At 70.7% G+C, this 17,885-nt stretch carries 13 protein-coding genes; 5 read left to right on the top strand and 8 right to left on the bottom strand.

What is annotated here, in order from left to right; genetic code table 11:
• Window positions 1-21: 21 nt before the first annotated feature.
• Window positions 22-1,215: a GTP-binding protein gene (locus tag OHA98_RS10810; RefSeq protein ID WP_266924661.1), complete on the bottom strand. Its 1,194-nt coding sequence runs from the start codon at window positions 1,213-1,215 to the stop codon at window positions 22-24.
• Window positions 1,216-1,238: 23 nt separating this feature from the next.
• Window positions 1,239-2,402: a citrate synthase/methylcitrate synthase gene (locus OHA98_RS10805; RefSeq protein WP_266924659.1), complete on the bottom strand. Its 1,164-nt coding sequence runs from the start codon at window positions 2,400-2,402 to the stop codon at window positions 1,239-1,241.
• A gap of 210 nt (window positions 2,403-2,612) precedes the next feature.
• On the opposite strand from OHA98_RS10805, the gene OHA98_RS10800 reads away from it, so the two are divergent.
• From OHA98_RS10800 to OHA98_RS10785, 4 genes are all read left to right on the top strand, one after another.
• The gene (locus OHA98_RS10800) at window positions 2,613-3,971 is read left to right on the top strand and encodes a citrate synthase (protein WP_266927849.1); all 1,359 of its coding nucleotides are present in this window, start codon (window positions 2,613-2,615) and stop codon (window positions 3,969-3,971) included.
• Between the two features lie 82 nt (window positions 3,972-4,053).
• On the top strand, window positions 4,054-5,727 hold the full coding sequence (locus OHA98_RS10795) for a sensor histidine kinase (RefSeq protein ID WP_266924657.1): 1,674 nt from the start codon (window positions 4,054-4,056) through the stop codon (window positions 5,725-5,727).
• Window positions 5,724-6,398: a response regulator gene (locus OHA98_RS10790; protein ID WP_266924655.1), complete on the top strand. Its 675-nt coding sequence runs from the start codon at window positions 5,724-5,726 to the stop codon at window positions 6,396-6,398. Before OHA98_RS10795 ends, OHA98_RS10790 begins: the two co-directional genes overlap by 4 nt.
• A 204-nt stretch (window positions 6,399-6,602) precedes the next feature.
• Window positions 6,603-8,105, top strand: coding sequence for an alpha/beta hydrolase (locus OHA98_RS10785; RefSeq protein ID WP_266924653.1), 1,503 nt, complete (start codon window positions 6,603-6,605; stop codon window positions 8,103-8,105).
• Between the two features lie 122 nt (window positions 8,106-8,227).
• Here the strand turns inward: OHA98_RS10785 and OHA98_RS10780 are convergent, their stop codons facing one another.
• Window positions 8,228-10,360 carry a type IIA DNA topoisomerase subunit B gene (locus OHA98_RS10780; RefSeq protein ID WP_266924651.1) on the bottom strand — a complete coding sequence of 711 codons (2,133 nt, stop codon included), beginning with the start codon at window positions 10,358-10,360 and terminating at the stop codon, window positions 8,228-8,230.
• 443 nt (window positions 10,361-10,803) lie between these two features.
• On the opposite strand from OHA98_RS10780, the gene OHA98_RS10775 reads away from it, so the two are divergent.
• Window positions 10,804-11,037, top strand: coding sequence for a hypothetical protein (locus tag OHA98_RS10775; protein WP_073721947.1), 234 nt, complete (start codon window positions 10,804-10,806; stop codon window positions 11,035-11,037).
• A 105-nt stretch (window positions 11,038-11,142) separates the two neighbouring features.
• On the opposite strand, the gene OHA98_RS10770 is transcribed toward OHA98_RS10775, so the two are convergent.
• The 5 genes from OHA98_RS10770 to OHA98_RS10750 form a co-directional block, all read right to left on the bottom strand.
• Window positions 11,143-11,973 carry a serine protease gene (locus OHA98_RS10770; RefSeq protein ID WP_266924650.1) on the bottom strand — a complete coding sequence of 277 codons (831 nt, stop codon included), beginning with the start codon at window positions 11,971-11,973 and terminating at the stop codon, window positions 11,143-11,145.
• A gap of 144 nt (window positions 11,974-12,117) precedes the next feature.
• Window positions 12,118-13,665 carry an RNA polymerase sigma factor gene (locus OHA98_RS10765; protein WP_266924649.1) on the bottom strand — a complete coding sequence of 516 codons (1,548 nt, stop codon included), beginning with the start codon at window positions 13,663-13,665 and terminating at the stop codon, window positions 12,118-12,120.
• Between the two features lie 323 nt (window positions 13,666-13,988).
• Window positions 13,989-14,876, bottom strand: coding sequence for a FadR/GntR family transcriptional regulator (locus OHA98_RS10760; protein ID WP_266924647.1), 888 nt, complete (start codon window positions 14,874-14,876; stop codon window positions 13,989-13,991).
• A gap of 160 nt (window positions 14,877-15,036) precedes the next feature.
• Window positions 15,037-16,773, bottom strand: coding sequence for an ATP-binding cassette domain-containing protein (locus OHA98_RS10755; RefSeq protein ID WP_266924645.1), 1,737 nt, complete (start codon window positions 16,771-16,773; stop codon window positions 15,037-15,039).
• A 247-nt stretch (window positions 16,774-17,020) separates the two neighbouring features.
• Window positions 17,021-17,794 carry an NUDIX domain-containing protein gene (locus tag OHA98_RS10750; RefSeq protein WP_266924643.1) on the bottom strand — a complete coding sequence of 258 codons (774 nt, stop codon included), beginning with the start codon at window positions 17,792-17,794 and terminating at the stop codon, window positions 17,021-17,023.
• Window positions 17,795-17,885: the final 91 nt, after the last annotated feature.

Raw genomic sequence — 17,885 nt, 5'->3', positions numbered from 1 at the left:
GCGTGGATCACGGGACGGCGCTCACGGCGCCCCGGCCGGCCGCTGTACGTATCTCAGGACGCCCCACATGCTGCGCTCGTGCTGCTCGCGGTCCTCGTGAGGCCGGTCCTCGTCGTGCGGGGCGTCGTTGTGCGGGGCGTCTTCGGGCGGGGTGCCGTGCGGCGCGTTCCGTGCGGCGTCCGGTGATGTGTCCGGGAGGGGCTTCCCCGTGCCGTCGGGCGTTCGCGTCCGGCAGTCCGCGAGTTCCTCGTACAGCGCCCCGGCGTCGATGCCCGAACCGATCAGGACCAGCTGCGTGAGCCGCTGCTCCCCCCGCGACCAGGGCTGGGGGACGAAGCGCAGAAACCTGCCCACCGCGTGCAGGGCGTACTTGTTGGCCCGGTCCCCCGCACCGAAGTCGGCGAACCCCTTGATCCGGTACAGGCCCTCGGGCCTGGAGTCGAGGAACTCCAGGAACCGGCGGGGGTCCATCGGCTCCCGGGAGGTGAAGGCGACGCTCTCGTACGCCGCGTGCATATGGCCCGCGTGCCCGCCTTCCCCCTCCTGGCACTCGTCCAGGAACAGGTCCTCGAAGGTGAGCTGGCGGGCCTCGTCCTCGTGGTCCGGCCTCAGCACGGGGTCGAAGAGCAGTTCGGGATCGATGCGGCCGTGCACGGCGGAGATGACGGCGGCCCGGCTGCCGAGTTCCGCGACGCTTCCGCGCAGCCGGGCGTGCTCCGCCTCGTCCACCCGGTCGGTCTTGTTCAGCACCACGAGATCGGCGACGGCGAGATGGCGGTCGATCTCGGGATGGCGCTCCCTGGTCCGCTCGAACTCGGCGGCGTCGACGACCTCGACCAGTCCCCCGTACCGGATGTGCGGGTTGTCGCTGGCCAGCAGCATCCGTACGAGCTCCTGGGGTTCGGCGAGGCCGCTCGCCTCGATGACGATCACATCGAGGCGGGCGGAGGGCCGGGTCAGCGTCTCCAGGAAAGTGTCGAGTTCGCTCGCGTCGACGGCGCAGCACAGGCAGCCGTTGCCGAGCGAGACCGTCGAGCCGACCTGGCCCGCGACGGTCATGGCGTCGATCTCGATGGCCCCGAAATCGTTGACGATCACGCCGATCCGGTTCCCCGCGCGGTTGCGGAGCAGATGGTTGAGCAGCGTCGTCTTGCCGGATCCCAGGAAACCCGCCAGGACGACGACCGGAATCTGCGGGCTGCGGGTCGGGGTCAACGGGGGCCTTCCTCGGAATGTCGTCAGGGTGCCGGGACCGGCTGCGGCGGGGGCGTGCCGACATAGCGGGCCGCCGGGCGGATGATCTTCGAGTCCTCCGCCTGCTCCAGGATATTGGCGCTCCAGCCGACCACACGCGCCGCGCAGAAGGTGGGGGTGAACATCTCGCGAGGCAGCCCGCACAGCTCCATGACGACTCCCGCGTAGAACTCCACGTTGGTGTGCAGCTCACGTCCGGGCTTGAGCTCGGCGAGGATGGCCTCCACCTGGCGTTCCACCTCGACGGCGAAGTCGACGAGCGGACCGCCGAAGCTCTGGGCGATGCCCCGCAGCATGTGCGAGCGCGGGTCCTCGGTGCGGTAGACGGGGTGCCCGAAACCCATGATGCGCGCCCCCGAGAGCACCTGCTCACGGATCCAGCCGTCGATACGGTCCGGGGTGCCGATCGCGTCCAGGGTGTCCAGGGCCCGGCTGGGCGCTCCGCCGTGCAGTGGTCCGGAGAGCGCGCCGATGGCGGCGACCAGGCAGGCGGCCACGTCGGCGCCGGTGGAGGCGACGACCCGGCCGGTGAAGGTCGAGGCGTTGAACCCGTGGTCGACGGTGGAGATGAGGTACTGCTCGACGGCCCTGACGTTCGCGTCGGCCGGTTCCGAGCCGGTCAGCATGTACAGGTAGTTCGCGGCGTACGGCAGGTCCTCGCGCGGCTCCACGGGTTCGAGGCCCCGGCCGAGCCGGTACAGCGCGGTGAGCACGGTCGGTACGGCCGCGCAGGCGGCCAGCGCGTCGTCGCGGCGGCGGCCCGCCCCGATGTCGTACACCGGGCGGAATCCCGCCGAGGCCCCGAGCAGCGAGAGTGCGGTGCGCAGTCCGGCGAGCGGGCCCGAGACGGCGCCCGCGCGGGCGATGGCGGGCAGTGCCTCGCGCACCTCGGTGGGCAGCCGGCGCAGGGCCGCCGTGCGCGCGGCGAAGTCCGCGCCGGCGGCCCGGTCGGGCAGCTCCCCGTGGAACATCAGGTACCAGACGTCCTCGAAGCTGCGGGTCTGCGCCAGCTCGATCGCCGAGTACTGCCGGTAGTGGTAGAAGCCTTCGCGGCCTCGGACATCTCCGAGGGCGGTGTCGGTGACGACGACGCCCGCGAGGCCACGGGGTACGTCGAGCGGAGCGGTGCTCCGGGTCATGGCCGTCATCTCTGGGTCACTCCTCCGTGGCTTTGAATATTGATTCGACTGTCCATGCTTGACTCAAACTCTGTCAATATTGATTGAATCAATACGTAAAGCGTGGTGGACTTGATCGATGCATGGATACATCGACGCATGGATACGGTGGGCGCCATGACGGATCAAGCAGCGCAGGCCCCCGGAAACGATCACGGTCACGGCTCTTCCGGCTCCGGCATGGAGAGGGCGGGCGGTGACCGGCGGCTCACCACACGGGAGACGGCCGAGCTGCTGGGGGTGAAGCCCGAGACGGTCTACGCGTACGTCAGCAGGGGTCAGCTGAGCAGCCGACGCGTCCCCGGGGGGCGCGGCAGCACGTTCGACGCCGCCGAGGTCGAGGCGCTGATCCGGCGTACGGGGCGCCGCGAGCCCGCACCGGCCGACGGCGACCTCGTCTTCCGTACCGGCATCACCCTCATCGAGCGGGACCGGTACTACTTCCGCGGCGTCGACGCGACCGGGCTCGCCCGGCGGTACGGCTACGAGGAGGTCGCCGAGTGGCTGTGGACCGGCGAGCTCCGGCCGGGGGTCCGCTTCACCGCCCCCGGCCCGGCTCTCGCGGCGGCGCGCCGGGCGGTCGACGCCCTGCCCTCGCACAGCGGCTCGACGGACCGGCTGCGGGTGGCGGTGATCGCGGCGGCCGCCGCCGATCCGCTGCGGTTCGACCTCTCGCCACAGGCGGTGCTCAGCAGTGCCCGCAGCCTGATTCCCACCCTGGTGGGCGCGCTGCCGGTGGCGGGAACCGGGGGCCGTCCCGCAGTGGGGGCGGCCCCGGCCGGCACCGGGCGTGTCGACGCCGAAGGCGATGTCTCACGCGGTGCGGGCGGCACCGGGCCCGCGGCTGACGGCACCGCTTCGCTCGCCCGGCAGCTGTGGCCCAGGCTCACCGCCCAGCCCGCCGACGAGGCGTCGCTCGCCGTACTCGACACCGCCCTGACCCTGCTGATCGATCACGATCTGGCCGCGTCGACCCTGGCCGCCCGGGTCGCCGCGTCCGCCCACGCCCATCCGTACGCCGTGGTCTCGGCCGGTCTGGGCGTGCTGGAGGGGCCGCTGCACGGCGCCGCGAGCGGCTTGGCCCACCAGATGCTGACCGACGTCGTGGCCCGGGGCAGCGCGGCCCCCGTCGTCGCCGACCATCTGCGGGCCGGCCGCCGGGTGCCGGGCCTGGGGCACCGGCTGTACACGGGCGAGGACCCCCGCGCCCGCACGCTGTTCGCCCTGCTGGAGGAGGTGCCGCGGGCTGCCGGCGTGCTGGCGGCCGCCCGCGATGTGGTGAGCACGACGGCCCGCCATACCCGCCTGCACGCCAATATCGACCTGGCCCTGGCCGTCCTCACGGTCGCCGCCGGCATGCCCGCGGAGGCGGGCGAGACGGTGTTCGCGGTCTCCCGGACGGCGGGCTGGATCGCGCACGCGCTGGAGGAGTACGCGGAGCGGCCGCTGCGGATGCGGCCCATCGGGCAGTACCGAGGTCCCCTCCCGCCTCAGCCGCTGCCCGAGCCGGTGCGGTCGCCCGGTCCTGCGCAGGTGTAGGGAAACCCCGGCGGGGGATCCGCTCCGCCGGCCGTCCGCCGGGATTTCCGGAAGGGCCGGAACCCCCTCTACCGTTCGTACGATGAGCATCCCGACGACCACCGCCCGGGGCCCGCGCCGGTTCGGCTGGCCCCAGCGGGTCTTCTCCCAGGTGCTGCTGATGCAGTTGACCATCATCACCGGCGTCACGGTGCTGGTCACCGGCCTGTTCCTGGCTCCGCTCAGCGCCCAGCTCGACGACCAGGCGATGCACCGGGCCCTCGCCATCGCCCAGAGCACGGCGGCCCAGCCCCGGATCACCACGGGGCTCCTCACCACGGAGCCCTCCCCGAACGGCTCCGTGCAGGCAGCCGCCGAACGGATCCGGCGGGCGACCGGCGCCGAGTACGTCGTGATCATGAACGGCCGGGGGGTGCGCTGGTCGCACACCGAGGTCCACCGGATCGGCAAGGTCGTCTCCACCGACCCCGGCGAGGCACTCGCGGGCCGGCAGGTCATGGAGATCGACAGCGGGACGCTCGGCCGCTCGGCCCGTGGCAAGGTGCCGCTGCGCGACGCCTCCGGCCGGGTCGTCGGCGCGGTCTCGGTCGGCATCGCGTACGACAGCGTCCGCGCCCGGCTGCTCGCGGCGATCCCCGGGCTGCTCGCCTACGCCGGCGGGGCGCTGGCGGTCGGCGCGCTGGCCGCCTATCTGATCTCCCGCCGCCTTCAGCGGCAGACCCATGACCTGGCGTTCTCCGATATCTCCGCGCTCCTGACGGAACGCGAGGCGATGCTGCACAGCATCCGCGAAGGAGTCGTCGCGCTCGACCGGACGGGGCGCATCCGGCTGCTGAACGACGAGGCGCAGCGCCTGCTGGGCCTGGGTCCGGACGCAGCCGGACACCCTCTCGACGAGGCTCTGGGCGATGGCCGGACCACGGATGTGCTGGCCGGCCGGGTGGTCGGTGACGACCTGCTGACCGTACGGGGCAGCCGGGTGCTGCTCGCCAACCGGATGCCCACCGACGACGGGGGTGCCGTGGTGACCCTGCGCGACCGCACCGAGCTCGAACACCTCGGCCGCGAGCTCGACTCCACCCGTGGCCTGATCGACGCGCTGCGCGCCCAGGACCACGAGCACGCGAACCGCCTGCACACCCTTCTCGGGCTCCTGGAACTGGAGATGCATCAGGACGCCGTGGAGTTCGTCACGGAGGTCGTCGGGGTGCACCGGGCGACGGCCGAGCAGGTCACCGAGAAGGTGCACGACCCTCTGCTGGCCGCTCTGCTGGTCGGCAAGGCCACGGTCGCCGCCGAGCGCGGCGTCTCGTTGCGCATGGCGCCCGGCTCGCTGCTGCCGGACCGGGTGGTGGATCCGCGCGGCCTGGTCACGATGGTCGGCAACCTTGTCGACAACGCCCTGGACGCGGCGGCCGGGTCCGCCGGGGCACGGGTCGAGGTGGGCCTGCGGACCGAGGGCCGTACGGTGGTCCTGCGGGTCCACGACAGCGGCCCCGGGGTGCCGCCCGCCCGGTACGAGTCGATCTTCACGGAAGGCTGGTCGACGAAGGAGCTCCCGGCACACGGCAGACGCGGTCTGGGGCTCGCGCTCGTGCGCCGGCTGGCCGAGCGCCAGGGCGGCAGCGTGGCTGTCGGCGAGTCCGCGGAGGGCGGCGCGGTGTTCACGGTCGTACTGCCGGAGGCCCTGGGCGAACCGGACCCGGTCCGCGGCCCGGCCCCCGTACAACCGGCGACGGCAGGAGAGAACCCTTGATCCAGGTCCTGGTCGTGGACGACGATGTCCGGGTCGCGCAGATCAACGCGGCCTACGTCGCCAAGGTGCCCGGCTTCCGGGTGGCCGCGCGGGCCCACTCGGCGGCCGAGGCACTCGCCGGGGTCGAGGAGGTCCCCGTGGACCTGATCCTCCTCGACCACTACCTCCCCGACCGGAACGGCCTCGCGGTGGTACGGGAACTGCGTGCGCTCGGCCGCCATGTCGACGTGATCATGGTGACCGCGGCACGCGATGTCGCCACGGTTCAGGCGGCGATGCGGCACGGCGCCCTCCAGTACCTGGTCAAACCGTTCACCTACGCCGGTCTGCGGATCAAGCTGGAGGCGTACGCGGCACTGCGCCACGCCCTCGACGAGGGCGGCGAGGCAGAACAGGCCGAAGTGGACCGGCTCTTCGGCGCGCTGTGGGCGGCGGGCGAACCCGATCTCCCCAAGGGGCACTCACCGACCACGGCGGAACTGGTCCGGCAGGCACTGCGTACCGCCGGCGGTCCGCTCTCCGCCCAGGAGATCGCGGACAGCGCCGGGATGAGCCGGCAGACCGCCCAGCGCTATCTGAAGCTGCTGGAGCGCACCGGACGGGTCCGCCTGACCCTGCGTTACGGCGAGACCGGCCGCCCGGAACACCGCTACGCCTGGGCCACGGGCTGAGCGGAGCAGGAAGGCCGGGGGGCGCGGGCCCGGCCTTCTGGCACGCAAGGGGCCCGGCTCGTGGCACGCAAGGGGCCGGCAGTCGGTCGGGCCCGAACCACGCCCGGTCCGGGAGGACTTGAGGGTTCGTCGGGAGCCCCGTTGTTACGTTCCCACCATGTGCCCGTAGAAGTGCCATCATGCGGGGCCGGAACAGTGACCCGCATGAACACGAGCATGCGCGTGAACATGAACCCGCACACGAAGCGGCGGGCTCTCTCCGTATTCCTGGCCATGTCGGCCTCCGCGGCTCTCGCCGTCCCCGGCGCGGCGGCCGTCCAGAAGCCGTCCACGGGCGCCACCACCGAGGCCCCCGCGATCAGTTGGGGCGCCTGCCCCAAGGGCGATCCGCCCTACCCCGACCCCAGCCCCGAGGCACAGTGCGCGACGGTCGAGGTACCGGTCGACTGGTCGAAGCCGAAGGGCCCGAAGACCGGGATCTTTGTCGCCCGGTACCCGGCCACCGACCCCGCGCGCCGGATCGGTGTCCTGATGTCGAACCCCGGTGGTCCCGGGGCGCCCGGAGCCGATGACGCGATGTACGCGGACGACCCCATCGGGGGCTACTCCCCCGCCATGCTCCAGCGCTTCGACATGATCGGCTTCGACCCGCGCGGCATCGGCCGCAGCCGGGGCGCCGGCTGCGACGAGACGATTCTCGACTCGATCCCGGACCGTCCCCGCAACGCGGCCGAGTTCGAGCGGCTGCGCACGCTCAACGGCAGGCTCGCGGCCAGTTGTCTCAGGGGGACGGGACCGCTCGCCGCCCATATGGATACCGAGAGCGTGGCCCGCGACGTGGACGCGATCCGGGCGGCCCTCGGCGAACGCCGGATCAGCTTCCTTGGGCACTCCTACGGCACGTCCATCGGCGAGTACTACGCGCGCCTGTTCCCGGGGAACCTCCGCGCGCTGGCTCTCGACAGCGCGACGGACCCGGACCGGCCGAGTGCCGAGCGCTACATCACCGACGGCAGCGTCTCCGTAAGCAACACCCTGAAGCGGGTCGCGGACTGGTGCGAGAAGGACGCTTCCTGCGCGCTGAAGGGCCAGGACCTGGCGGCCGTGACCGACCAGTTGTTCGCCCGCGCCACCGCGGGCACGCTCTACGATCCGGGCCCTGACGGGCCGACGCGGACCAAGGTCGATGCCGACCGGCTGTCCGGCTTCCTCACCGATCAGCTCAGTGTGTGGATGCCGAAGGAGACGGCGGATCAGCTGGCCGCCCTGCACACCGGCAAGGGAGAGGTCCGCTGGCTGGACGGCGGCAGCCACGACATCGCCACACGGCTCGTGCTGTGCCGGGACAACGACTTCCGGATCCGCGACTACGCCCAGTACCGGGCCATCCGCGAGCGGGTCGCGAAGGCCGCCCCGCACGTCGGCTACAACGCCCAGGCCCTGGACTTCGTCCTCGCATGCCAGGGCTGGACCATGCCGCCGAAGCCCCGGCCCGCCCGGGCGGAGGGCGGCCTCCCGCCGGTCCTCGTGGTCAACGCCACCCACGACATGGCGACTCCCCTGGCGGGCGCGCGCCGTATGGCGGCCTCCTTCCCAAAGGCTTCGCTGTTCACCATGGACGTCGTGGGCCACTGGCTCTACCGCCGGGGCGCCACTGAGGAAGCGATGCGGGTGACCGACACCTACCTGACCAGCCTCAAGAACTGAACCGGAAGGACCCGGCACAGGGGCCGGGGCGGCGCGTATCGGACCGCCCCCGGCCCCTGTCCTCGATGCCCGGGGGTTGACCGTGGGTGGAGAATCGCTCTCCGCCCACGGATGGAGAACCCTCAGGCGTCGATGCGCGAGCGGTCCAGGGTCGCCGCCGAGCTGGTGATGAACTCCTTGCGGGGGGCGACCTCGTTGCCCATCAGCAGGTCGAAGACGTGCTCGGAGGACTCGAGGTCCCCGATGTTGATCCGGCGCAGCGTGCGGTGACGGGGATCCATCGTGGTCTCCGCCAGCTGGTCGGCGTCCATCTCGCCGAGGCCCTTGTAGCGCTGGATCGAATCCTTGAACCGGACGTTCTTGCGCTGGAGCTCCAGCAGTGTCTGGCGCAGCTCGCCGTCGGAGTAGGTGTAGATGTACTTGTCCTGCCCCTTCTTGGGCTGGACGAGTTCGATCCGGTGCAGTGGGGGCACCGCGGCGAAGACCCGTCCCGCCTCGACCATCGGCCGCATGTACCGCTGGAACAGGGTCAGCAGCAGACACCGGATGTGGGCACCGTCGACATCGGCGTCCACCAGCAGAACGATCTTGCCGTAGCGGGCGGAGTCGATGTCGAAGGTCCGTCCGGACCCTGCCCCTATGACCTGGATGATGGCGCCGCACTCGGCGTTCTTGAGCATGTCCGAGACGGATGACTTCTGGACATTGAGAATCTTGCCCCGGATCGGCAGCAGAGCCTGGAATTCGCTGTTCCGGGCCAGCTTGGCCGTACCGAGGGCCGAGTCGCCCTCCACGATGAAGAGCTCGCTGCGGTCCACGTCGTCGCTGCGGCAGTCGGCGAGCTTGGCGGGCAGTGACGAGGACTCCAGCGCGGTCTTGCGGCGCTGCGCGTCCTTGTGCTGGCGGGCCGCGATGCGCGTACGGGCGGCTGCCACCGCCTTCTCCAGCACCGACCTGGCCTGGGCCTTGGCGTCCCGCTTGGTCGAGGTCAGGAAGGCCTTGAGTTCCTTGGCCACCACATTGGCGACGATCCGGTTGGCCGCCGAGGTGCCGAGCACCTCCTTCGTCTGCCCTTCGAACTGCGGCTCCGCGAGCCGTACGGTGACGACCGCGGTGAGGCCCTCCAGCGCGTCGTCCTTGACGACGTCGTCCTCGGCCACGCGCAGCAGTTTGGCGGAGCGCAGCACCTCGTTGACCGTCTTGGTGAGGGAGCGCTCGAATCCGGTCACATGTGTGCCGCCCTTGGGGGTGGCGATGATGTTGACGAAGGACTTGATGTTGGTGTCGTAGCCGGTGCCCCAGCGCAGCGCGATGTCCACCCCCAGTTCCCGGGTGACCTCGGTCGGGGTCATGTGACCGCGGTCGTCCAGGACCGGGACGGTCTCCTTGAACGTACCTGTGCCGGTCAGGCGCTGGACGTCGCAGACGGCCTTGTCCTGGGCCAGGTACTCGCAGAATTCACTGATCCCGCCGTCGAAGCGGAATGTCTCCTCCGTCTTGCCCTCGCCGTCGATCCCCCGCTCGTCGCGCACGACGATCGTGAGGCCGGGGACGAGGAACGCCGTCTGGCGGGCCCGCTGGTACAGGGTCTCCAGGTTGAGCTTGGCGTCCTTGAGGAAGATCTGCCGGTCGGCCCAGTACCTCACCCGGGTACCGGTACGGGTCTTCGGAACCCGCTTCCCCTTGCGCAGGCCGTTGGCCGGATCGAACGGGCTGTCCGGCCCCTGCTCGGTGAACATGCCGGGGACCCCGCGCCGGAAGCTGATGGAGTGGGTCGCGCTGTTGCGGTCGACCTCGACGTCCAGGCGGGCGGAGAGGGCGTTGACGACGGAGGCGCCCACACCGTGCAGGCCGCCCGAGGCGGCGTAGGAGCCGCCGCCGAACTTGCCGCCGGCGTGCAGCTTGGTCATGACGACTTCGATGCCGGAGAGACCGGTCTTGGGCTCCACGTCGACCGGGATGCCACGACCGTTGTCGCGGACCTCGACGGACGAGTCGTCGTGGAGGATCACCTCGATGTTGTCGCAGTAGCCGCCGAGGGCCTCGTCGACGGAGTTGTCGATGATCTCCCAGAGGCAGTGCATGAGACCGCGGCTGTCGGTGGACCCGATGTACATCCCGGGGCGCTTGCGGACCGCCTCGAGCCCTTCGAGTACGAGAAGGTGCCGCGCGGTGTAGTTGGAGCTGTCCCTGTCTACGACGCCGCCTGCTCCGGTCAGCAGCGCAGTGGACGGCACGGACGTATCGGCGGTCACGCGGTTCGCTCCTCGCTGAATTTCATTTGGGCCCCAAGTGGGTAACGGGCTCGGCTTCGGTTGCCGCTGAGAGCCTACCGAGGCCTGGTAGAGCGGTTGTAACGCCACCCTCGGGGAATCCTCATGCTAGTCGAGCCGCTTCCAGGCTCGCATGAATGTTCGATCATTCGTTGGAGTGACGTGCACATCACGTTCCCTTCGAGGCATGAACCATTTAGGCTCCGGGCACGTCCTCATGAACAACCGGCAAGCCAGCCGGCGGACCGACCAAGACAAGCAACGCGAAACCGTAGCGCTACGCAATACGGCACATTCGCCGCCAACCGGCAACAGTCAGCCATCCTGAGAAGAAGTTTCGAAGAAAAGCCACGAGCGGGAACGTTTTCGGCCTGGTTGGATGTTGACCCTGGTACGACAGCTCGTCGAGCTAGAGAAGAGGCGACGTGACTACTGTTCTGACCCCCGCGAGCCCGCTGACCGCAGCAGACCGCTGTGACCGTTGCGGCGCCCAGGCATATCTGCGCGTCGTCCTGATCAGTGGCGGTGAACTGCTCTTCTGCGCCCACCATGGTCGCAAGTTCGAGCCGGAACTCAAGAAGATCGCCGCGGAAATACAGGATGAGACGGATCGGCTCACCGCCGTACAGGCCAGTGCCGCCGAAGAGGAACAACACTGACACCTCGCATCCACGACGAGCCAGGGGCCGGTCCCGGACCGGCCGACGGGCGGCTCCCCCGATGAGGGGGAACCGCCCGTTCTCGCCGTTTCGCGCCGCTTCCGGTCAGATCCGGCCGGCCGCCCAGCGCATGGCCGCGGAGACCCGGGTGTAGACCCCGGGGCTGTCGGCGCGCCCGCAGCCGCTGCCCCAGGAGACCAGGCCGACAAGCCGCCCACGGGCCACCAGAGGCCCGCCGCTGTCCCCCTGGCAGGCATCGTGCCCGCCCTCCGGATCGCCCGCGCAGACCATCGCTGAGGCCTCGTACGTGCCCTCCGGGCCGCCCGGGTAGGCACGCTCGCACGTGCTGTCCGGCAGAAGCTCGACCTCGGCGGAGCGCAGAGCCGACGCGTAGGCACCGCTGCCGCTCTTGTCGCCCCACCCGTAGACGACGGCACCGGTACCGGCCGCGTAGGCGTTGTCACTCTCCGGAGCCATCCTGATCACGCTGCTCTCCGGCAACGGGGCCGCCAGAGTGAGCACCGCGAGATCACCCGCGTTGGAGTCCCGGTCGTATCCGGGATTGACCCATGACGCCCGTACGGCGATCTCCTGACCGCTGGAGTCGCGCAGCCGGTCCCGGCCCGAGATGATCCGCAGATCGTCCACGTCGGCCACGTCCCCGCCGAGCACCTCACCGCTCAGGCAGTGGGCCGCCGTCAGCACCTTCGTCGGAGCCACCGCCACCCCGCCGCAGAACTGACCTGCGCGCGTTCCTCCGAACCGGTCACGGCTCGACACGGCCACGACCCAGGGGCTGTCCGCCACGGAGGCGGGCTGTCCGCCGATGATGATGCCGCCCACGGCGGCCGAGGCGGGGGTTCCGGGCGGCACCACGGCCGTCACGGCGGTCAGGGCGAGTACCCCGGGCAGGGCACGGACGACGGTACGGAACATGAAGTCTCCTGACGCTGCGGTGATCAAGGTCCACCCAGAGTCGTCCAACGCTCCCGGGCCCGCATCCGCGCACAGGCCGAGGGCCCGGCTCCCCCATGGGGTCCGGGCCCTCGGCCTGTGTGTCCGGCTCCGTGCGTCCGCGGCCTAGTCGAGGTAGTCGCGCAGCACCTGGGAACGCGAGGGGTGACGAAGCTTCGACATCGTCTTCGACTCGATCTGACGGATGCGCTCACGCGTCACGCCGTAGACCTTGCCGATCTCGTCCAGCGTCTTCGGCTGGCCGTCGGTCAGACCGAAACGCATCGAGACCACGCCGGCCTCACGCTCCGAGAGGGTGTCGAGCACCGAGTGCAGCTGCTCCTGGAGGAGCGTGAAGCTGACCGCGTCGGCCGGAACGACCGCCTCGGAGTCCTCGATCAGGTCACCGAACTCGCTGTCACCGTCCTCACCCAGCGGGGTGTGGAGGGAGATCGGCTCACGACCGTACTTCTGGACCTCGATGACCTTCTCGGGGGTCATGTCGAGCTCCTTGGCCAGCTCCTCCGGGGTGGGCTCACGGCCCAGGTCCTGGAGCATCTGGCGCTGGACGCGCGCGAGCTTGTTGATGACCTCGACCATGTGCACCGGGATACGGATGGTGCGGGCCTGGTCCGCCATGGCGCGGGTGATCGCCTGACGGATCCACCAGGTGGCGTACGTGGAGAACTTGTAGCCCTTGGTGTAGTCGAACTTCTCGACGGCACGGATCAGGCCGAGGTTGCCCTCCTGGATCAGGTCCAGGAAGAGCATGCCGCGACCGGTGTAGCGCTTGGCCAGCGAGACCACGAGCCGGAGGTTGGCCTCCAGCAGGTGGTTCTTGGCGCGGCGCCCGTCCTCGGCGATGATCTCCAGCTCGCGCTTGAGCTTCGGCGCGAGCTTGTCCGAGTTCGCCAGCTTGTCCTCGGCGAAGAGACCCGCCTCGATGCGCTTGGCGAGCTCGACCTCCTGCTCGGCGTTGAGGAGCGGAACCTTGCCGATCTGCTTCAGGTAGTCCTTGACCGGGTCGGCCGTGGCGCCGGCGACGGCGACCTGCTGGGCAGGTGCGTCGTCCTCGTCGTCATCGGAGAGGACGAAGCCCTTGTTCTCGCCCTCGCCCTCCTCTTCCTCACCCTTGCCGACCTTGACTTCCTCGGCCGCCTCGTCACCGTCGAGGAGCTCGTCGTCCTGCTTGCCGGACTTCTTCGTCGCTGTCTTCTTGGCCGCCGTCTTCTTCGCGGCGGTCTTCTTGGCAGCGGTCTTCTTGGCTGCTGTCTTCTTCGCGGGAGCGGCCGCTGTGGCGTCGTCGGCCACCGCGTCCGCACTCTCGGCCGTCTGGGCGGCGGAGGCCGCGACGGTCCTCGTCACGGTCGTCTTGGCCGCGACGGTCTTGGTGGCGGTGCGCTTGACCGGGCTCTTCGCTGCGACGCTCTTGCGGGCGCGCTTCGGCGACTCCGCGGCACTGACCATCAGCGTCACACCCTCTTCCTCGAGGATCTGGTTGAGGCTGCGCAGAACATTCTTCCACTGGGTTGGCGGAATCTGGTCAGCCTCGAAGGCCCGACGCACGTCATCGCCGGCGATCTGCCCATCAGCCTTTCCCCGCTCGATGAGCGCCATCACAGACTCGGACTCGGCGATCTCCGGCGGGAGCGTACGGGATGTGCTGGCCGACACGAACAACCTCTCGGAACGATGGAAACGGCTTCCGGCCCGGCCCTGGAGAGGGCTGGAACCGACGACCGTCGACTGGGGATGTCGCCGACGGCGCGGGTTTGGCCTCAGAACTGCACAGCGCGCTGAATGGCTGCTGTATTCCTTCTGCGGCGGTCACCTCTTAAGTCATCGCACTGTTTCGAGGAGTGTTACGCCCAATCCGCGTGGCCCGAGTCACACCTCATTTGCGACGAACAGTGCCAGGGGTGACATCCCCCCACAATTGTGCCGCCGGACCGGAGGGTCCGGCGGCACAGGGTCCATGCACCCCGGCCGTGCTGCGGTCAGTGCTCGCGCGGCGCGGGAACCACCCGCTCCACCTCGGGGTGAACGACGAGCAGTTGGCGCATGGCCGTCTCGGCGGCCGCGGAATCGCCGGAGGCGAGGGCTTCGACGATCCGGGCGTGGTGGGCGAGCGACGCCTCGGCCGGGCGGTCACAGCCAGTGACGGGTCCTCCGGAGACATGCAGCGCCGCCGAGACGATGCCGGAGAGGTGCTCCAGCATCCGGTTGCCCGCGGCCTGGATGAGCAGGGAGTGGAATTCCGCATCCGCCCGGGAGAACGTGATCGCGTCCCCCTGCCCCAGCGCGTGGCCCATGATCTCGACCATGTCGCCGAGCCGCTGCTGGATGTCCTCACGTCCATGCCCGGCCGCCAGCCGGGCCGCGAGCGGCTCGATCGTCCAGCGGAGCTCGGCCAGCTCGCGACGCTGGTCGTCACGCTGGGGACCGAAGGCCCTCCATTCGATGATGTCGGGGTCCAGCAGATTCCAGTCACTGACCGGACGCACCCGCGTACCGACATTGGGACGCGCGCTGACCAGGCCCTTGGCCTCCAGCACGCGCAGGGACTCACGCACGACAGTACGGGAGACCTCGAAACGCTGACCGATCTCCTCGGGAACGAGCGGGCGATCGGCGCCGAGATCTCCGGAAACGATCATCTGGCCCAGCTGCTGAACGAGTTGGCCGTGGAGGCCACGTCCTCGGCTGGCAGCCCCGCGTCGGCTCGCCCGCCCCAGCTCGGAATCGGGTCCGCCCCACGAGCGGATCGCGGCGCGCTCGCCGGCCGGCGCCTCCGTGTAGGGGTAGCGGTCGAGTTCGCCCGAGCCGGCGAGGCCGGAGTCGGCGGAGCGGGCGGCGGTCATCATGGTGTGCGCAAGGGTACTCACGCATCCTTTGTCGGCGCGGCGCGCCCGCCTCTTGAGGTCTTTGGTGAAAAGCACACGAAAGGGTGATCGGCACCCGCCCCGCAATTGACGACATAATGCCACAAGAAGGGTGTTTCCAAGGGAGTTACGGGGTTTGAGCCGCCCGCCGGAGACATCGCGGTCACCAACGCGCCCTGCCTCGAAGGCTGGTGAACAGATACGCGCAGATCAGGGCCGACAGCGACAGGGCGAGCGCCGTCCCCACGGGCTGTGCCACCACCCGCACGACCGCCAGGACCCATCTGTCCGCCTCGTGCGGCAGTTGCCACCAGGCCAGCTCCCGCAGCCTTCCCGGGAGCCCCGCGGCCGACCGTGCCGCCGGGCCCTCCAGCACCTTCCGGACGAGCGGCACGATGAGCACCGGAACAGCCAGCACCGCGGCGACTCCGGCGCCCGCCACCCTGAAGATCCCCGCGGCCAGCAGGCCGGCCCAGGCGCAGCCGACGGTGAGGCCCGCCCAACTCGCCGCGAGCGGGGCGAGGTTCGCCGGGACCTTGATCAGTTCCTCGCCGTACACGAGGCGAATGGCCTGGGCGTCGCACAGCACCACGAGCAGCGCGAGCAGGAGGGCGGTACCGGCCGTGACGGCCAGCTTCGCGAGGAGCAGTCCGAGGCGCCGGGGAACCGTCCCACGGCCTGCGGCCAGCGCCGGGTAGCGGAACTCGTCCCCGAAGGAGAGGGCCCCGATCAGTCCGGCACCGAGCGCGGCCGGAGGCAACGGCAGCAGAGCGGGCCACGCGGCCAGCAGGTGCGGCAGCGGCGTCCCGTCGGCGCGGGCGAGCAGGACGGCGAGTCCGGCCGACGCGAGCAGAACGGTGGCCGTGATCATGGCCGTTGTCCTGACGCCCAGCAGGCGGCGCAGTTCGTAGCGCAGCGGACGCAGCGGTCCCCGGGCGGGGCGCACCGGGATCGGCGGCGGCGGTTCGGAGCGGGCGACGGACGAGGCCCGCCGCGGCACGGCCCCCGCGTCACCGGTGACGACAGGTCCGGTGTCGCCGGTCTCGTCGGCGAGTTGATGAACGGGGACGCCGTGCCTGAACGCCGTGTCCCCGATCTCGGCACAACTGCTGCCGTACACCGACAGACGGCTGCTCGCCTCGGTCACCACCTCGACGGAGCGTCGCCCCGCACGCGCCTCGCGGGCGACGACCGCGGCCAGCCGGGCCGCGTGCGGAGTCCGGACGGCGACGCGTGGGCGCAGCCGGGTGCGGGAGAAGTCGGCGACGTCCTGGTCCGCGACGAGCCGCCCGCCGTCGATGGTGACGACACGGTCGGCGGTACGGGCCGCCTCCTTGGGATCACCGACGGCGCACAGCACCGTTCCTCCCTGGGCGGCGTGGGCACGCAACAGCCCGTACAGCCAACTGTTCTCCCGGGGCGAGAGGCCTTCGGCGGGTTCGTCGAGGAGCAGTGTGTGCGGGTCCCCCAGAAGCGCGGACGCGAGAGCGAGGCGACGGTCCATGCCCACCGAGAGGGTGCCGATGCGCTGGTCCCCCAGTCCGGCGAGGCCGACGACTTCGAGCACCTCGTCGGCGCGGGCGGCGGGTACGCCCGCGGCCGCGCAGAGCATACGGAGCTGACCCCGGGCCGTACGGGCGGGGTGACCGGGAACGTCTCCGAGAAGGACGCCCACCTCGCGCGCCGGGTGGGCGATACGGTGCAACGGCCGCCCGCGGAAGTAGGTGACGCCTCGCCCGGCGTCGAGTTCGAGCATCAGGCGCAGTGCCGTGGTCTTCCCGGAGCCCGGAGCACCGAGCAGCGCGGTGACGCGGCCGGGCCGGGCCTCGAAGGACAGATCGCCCACGGCGGGCAAGGCGTCGCGGCGGGGTTTGCTGGTGAGTCCGATGGCCTGGAGCATCGCTTCTCTCGCGTTTCTCGCGGAAGGTGAGACCGCTCGGCGGCAGGTGAGTACCACAGCAACATAACGCGACAATTGCGACTTTTGGCGCAGCAGTGGACCGGCGGGTGTTCCACGGGGTCAGGCCGCGCGCCCCGGCGCCGGGGCGCGGCTTCGCGCGCAGGCTTCCGGACCTGCGCCGCCTCACACCTCGGGGCTCAGGCCCCAAGACTTCGGGTCTCAGACCTCGGGCCTCAGACCTCGGGCCTCAGACCTCGGGCCTCAGCATCGGGGGGTTGAGCACGGTGGCGGCGCCGGCCCGGAACAGCTGCGCGGGACGGCCGCCCTGCCTCGTGGTGGTGCCTCCGGAGGGCACCAGGAAGCCGGGCGTGCCGGTGACCTTGCGGTGGAAGTTCCGGGGGTCGAGAACCACGCCCCACACCGCCTCGTACACCCGGCGCAGCTCACCGACCGTGAACTCCGCCGGGCAGAACGCCGTGGCCAGCGACGAATACTCGATCTTGGAACGGGCCCTCTCCACCCCGTCCGCGAGGATCCGCGCGTGGTCGAATGCCAGCGGCGCGGGCTGTTCGCCGTCCCGGCCCGGGTCGCTGTCCGGCCGGAGCAGATCCCCGACCGGGGCCCAGCGCGCGCTGTTGGCGTCGCCGCCCGCACGGGGTGCGGGAAGGTCCGGCGCGAGCGCGAGATGTGCCACGCTCACGACCCGCATCCGAGGGTCACGCGCCGGATCCCCGTAGGTCGCCAACTGCTCAAGGTGCGCGCCGTTGCCCACCGCTTGAGGCGCCTCAGGCGCCGGATCATGTGCGCAGAGCCCGGTCTCCTCGGCGAGTTCACGCGCCGCGGCCGCTCCGAGATCCTCATCGGCCCGGACGAATCCGCCGGGCAGCGCCCACCGGCCCTGGAACGGCGGCTCCCCTCGGCGTACGACCAGCGCGCAGAGCGCGTGGCGGCGCACCGTGAGCACGACCAGGTCGACGGTGACAGCGAAGGGCGGGAAGGTCGACGGGTCGTAGGGCGGCATGCCGCGATCATAGTCGTCTGCCTGACGATAAACACTCCATTCGGCATCCTCGCGATCCGTCGGATCCAACGGATCCGGCCGGACCGGGGCC

This window comes from Streptomyces sp. NBC_00654, from assembly GCF_026341775.1.
Classification (GTDB): domain Bacteria; phylum Actinomycetota; class Actinomycetes; order Streptomycetales; family Streptomycetaceae; genus Streptomyces.
Note: the sequence above shows the minus strand (reverse complement) of the source record. Positions and strands in the feature narration are given on the sequence as shown.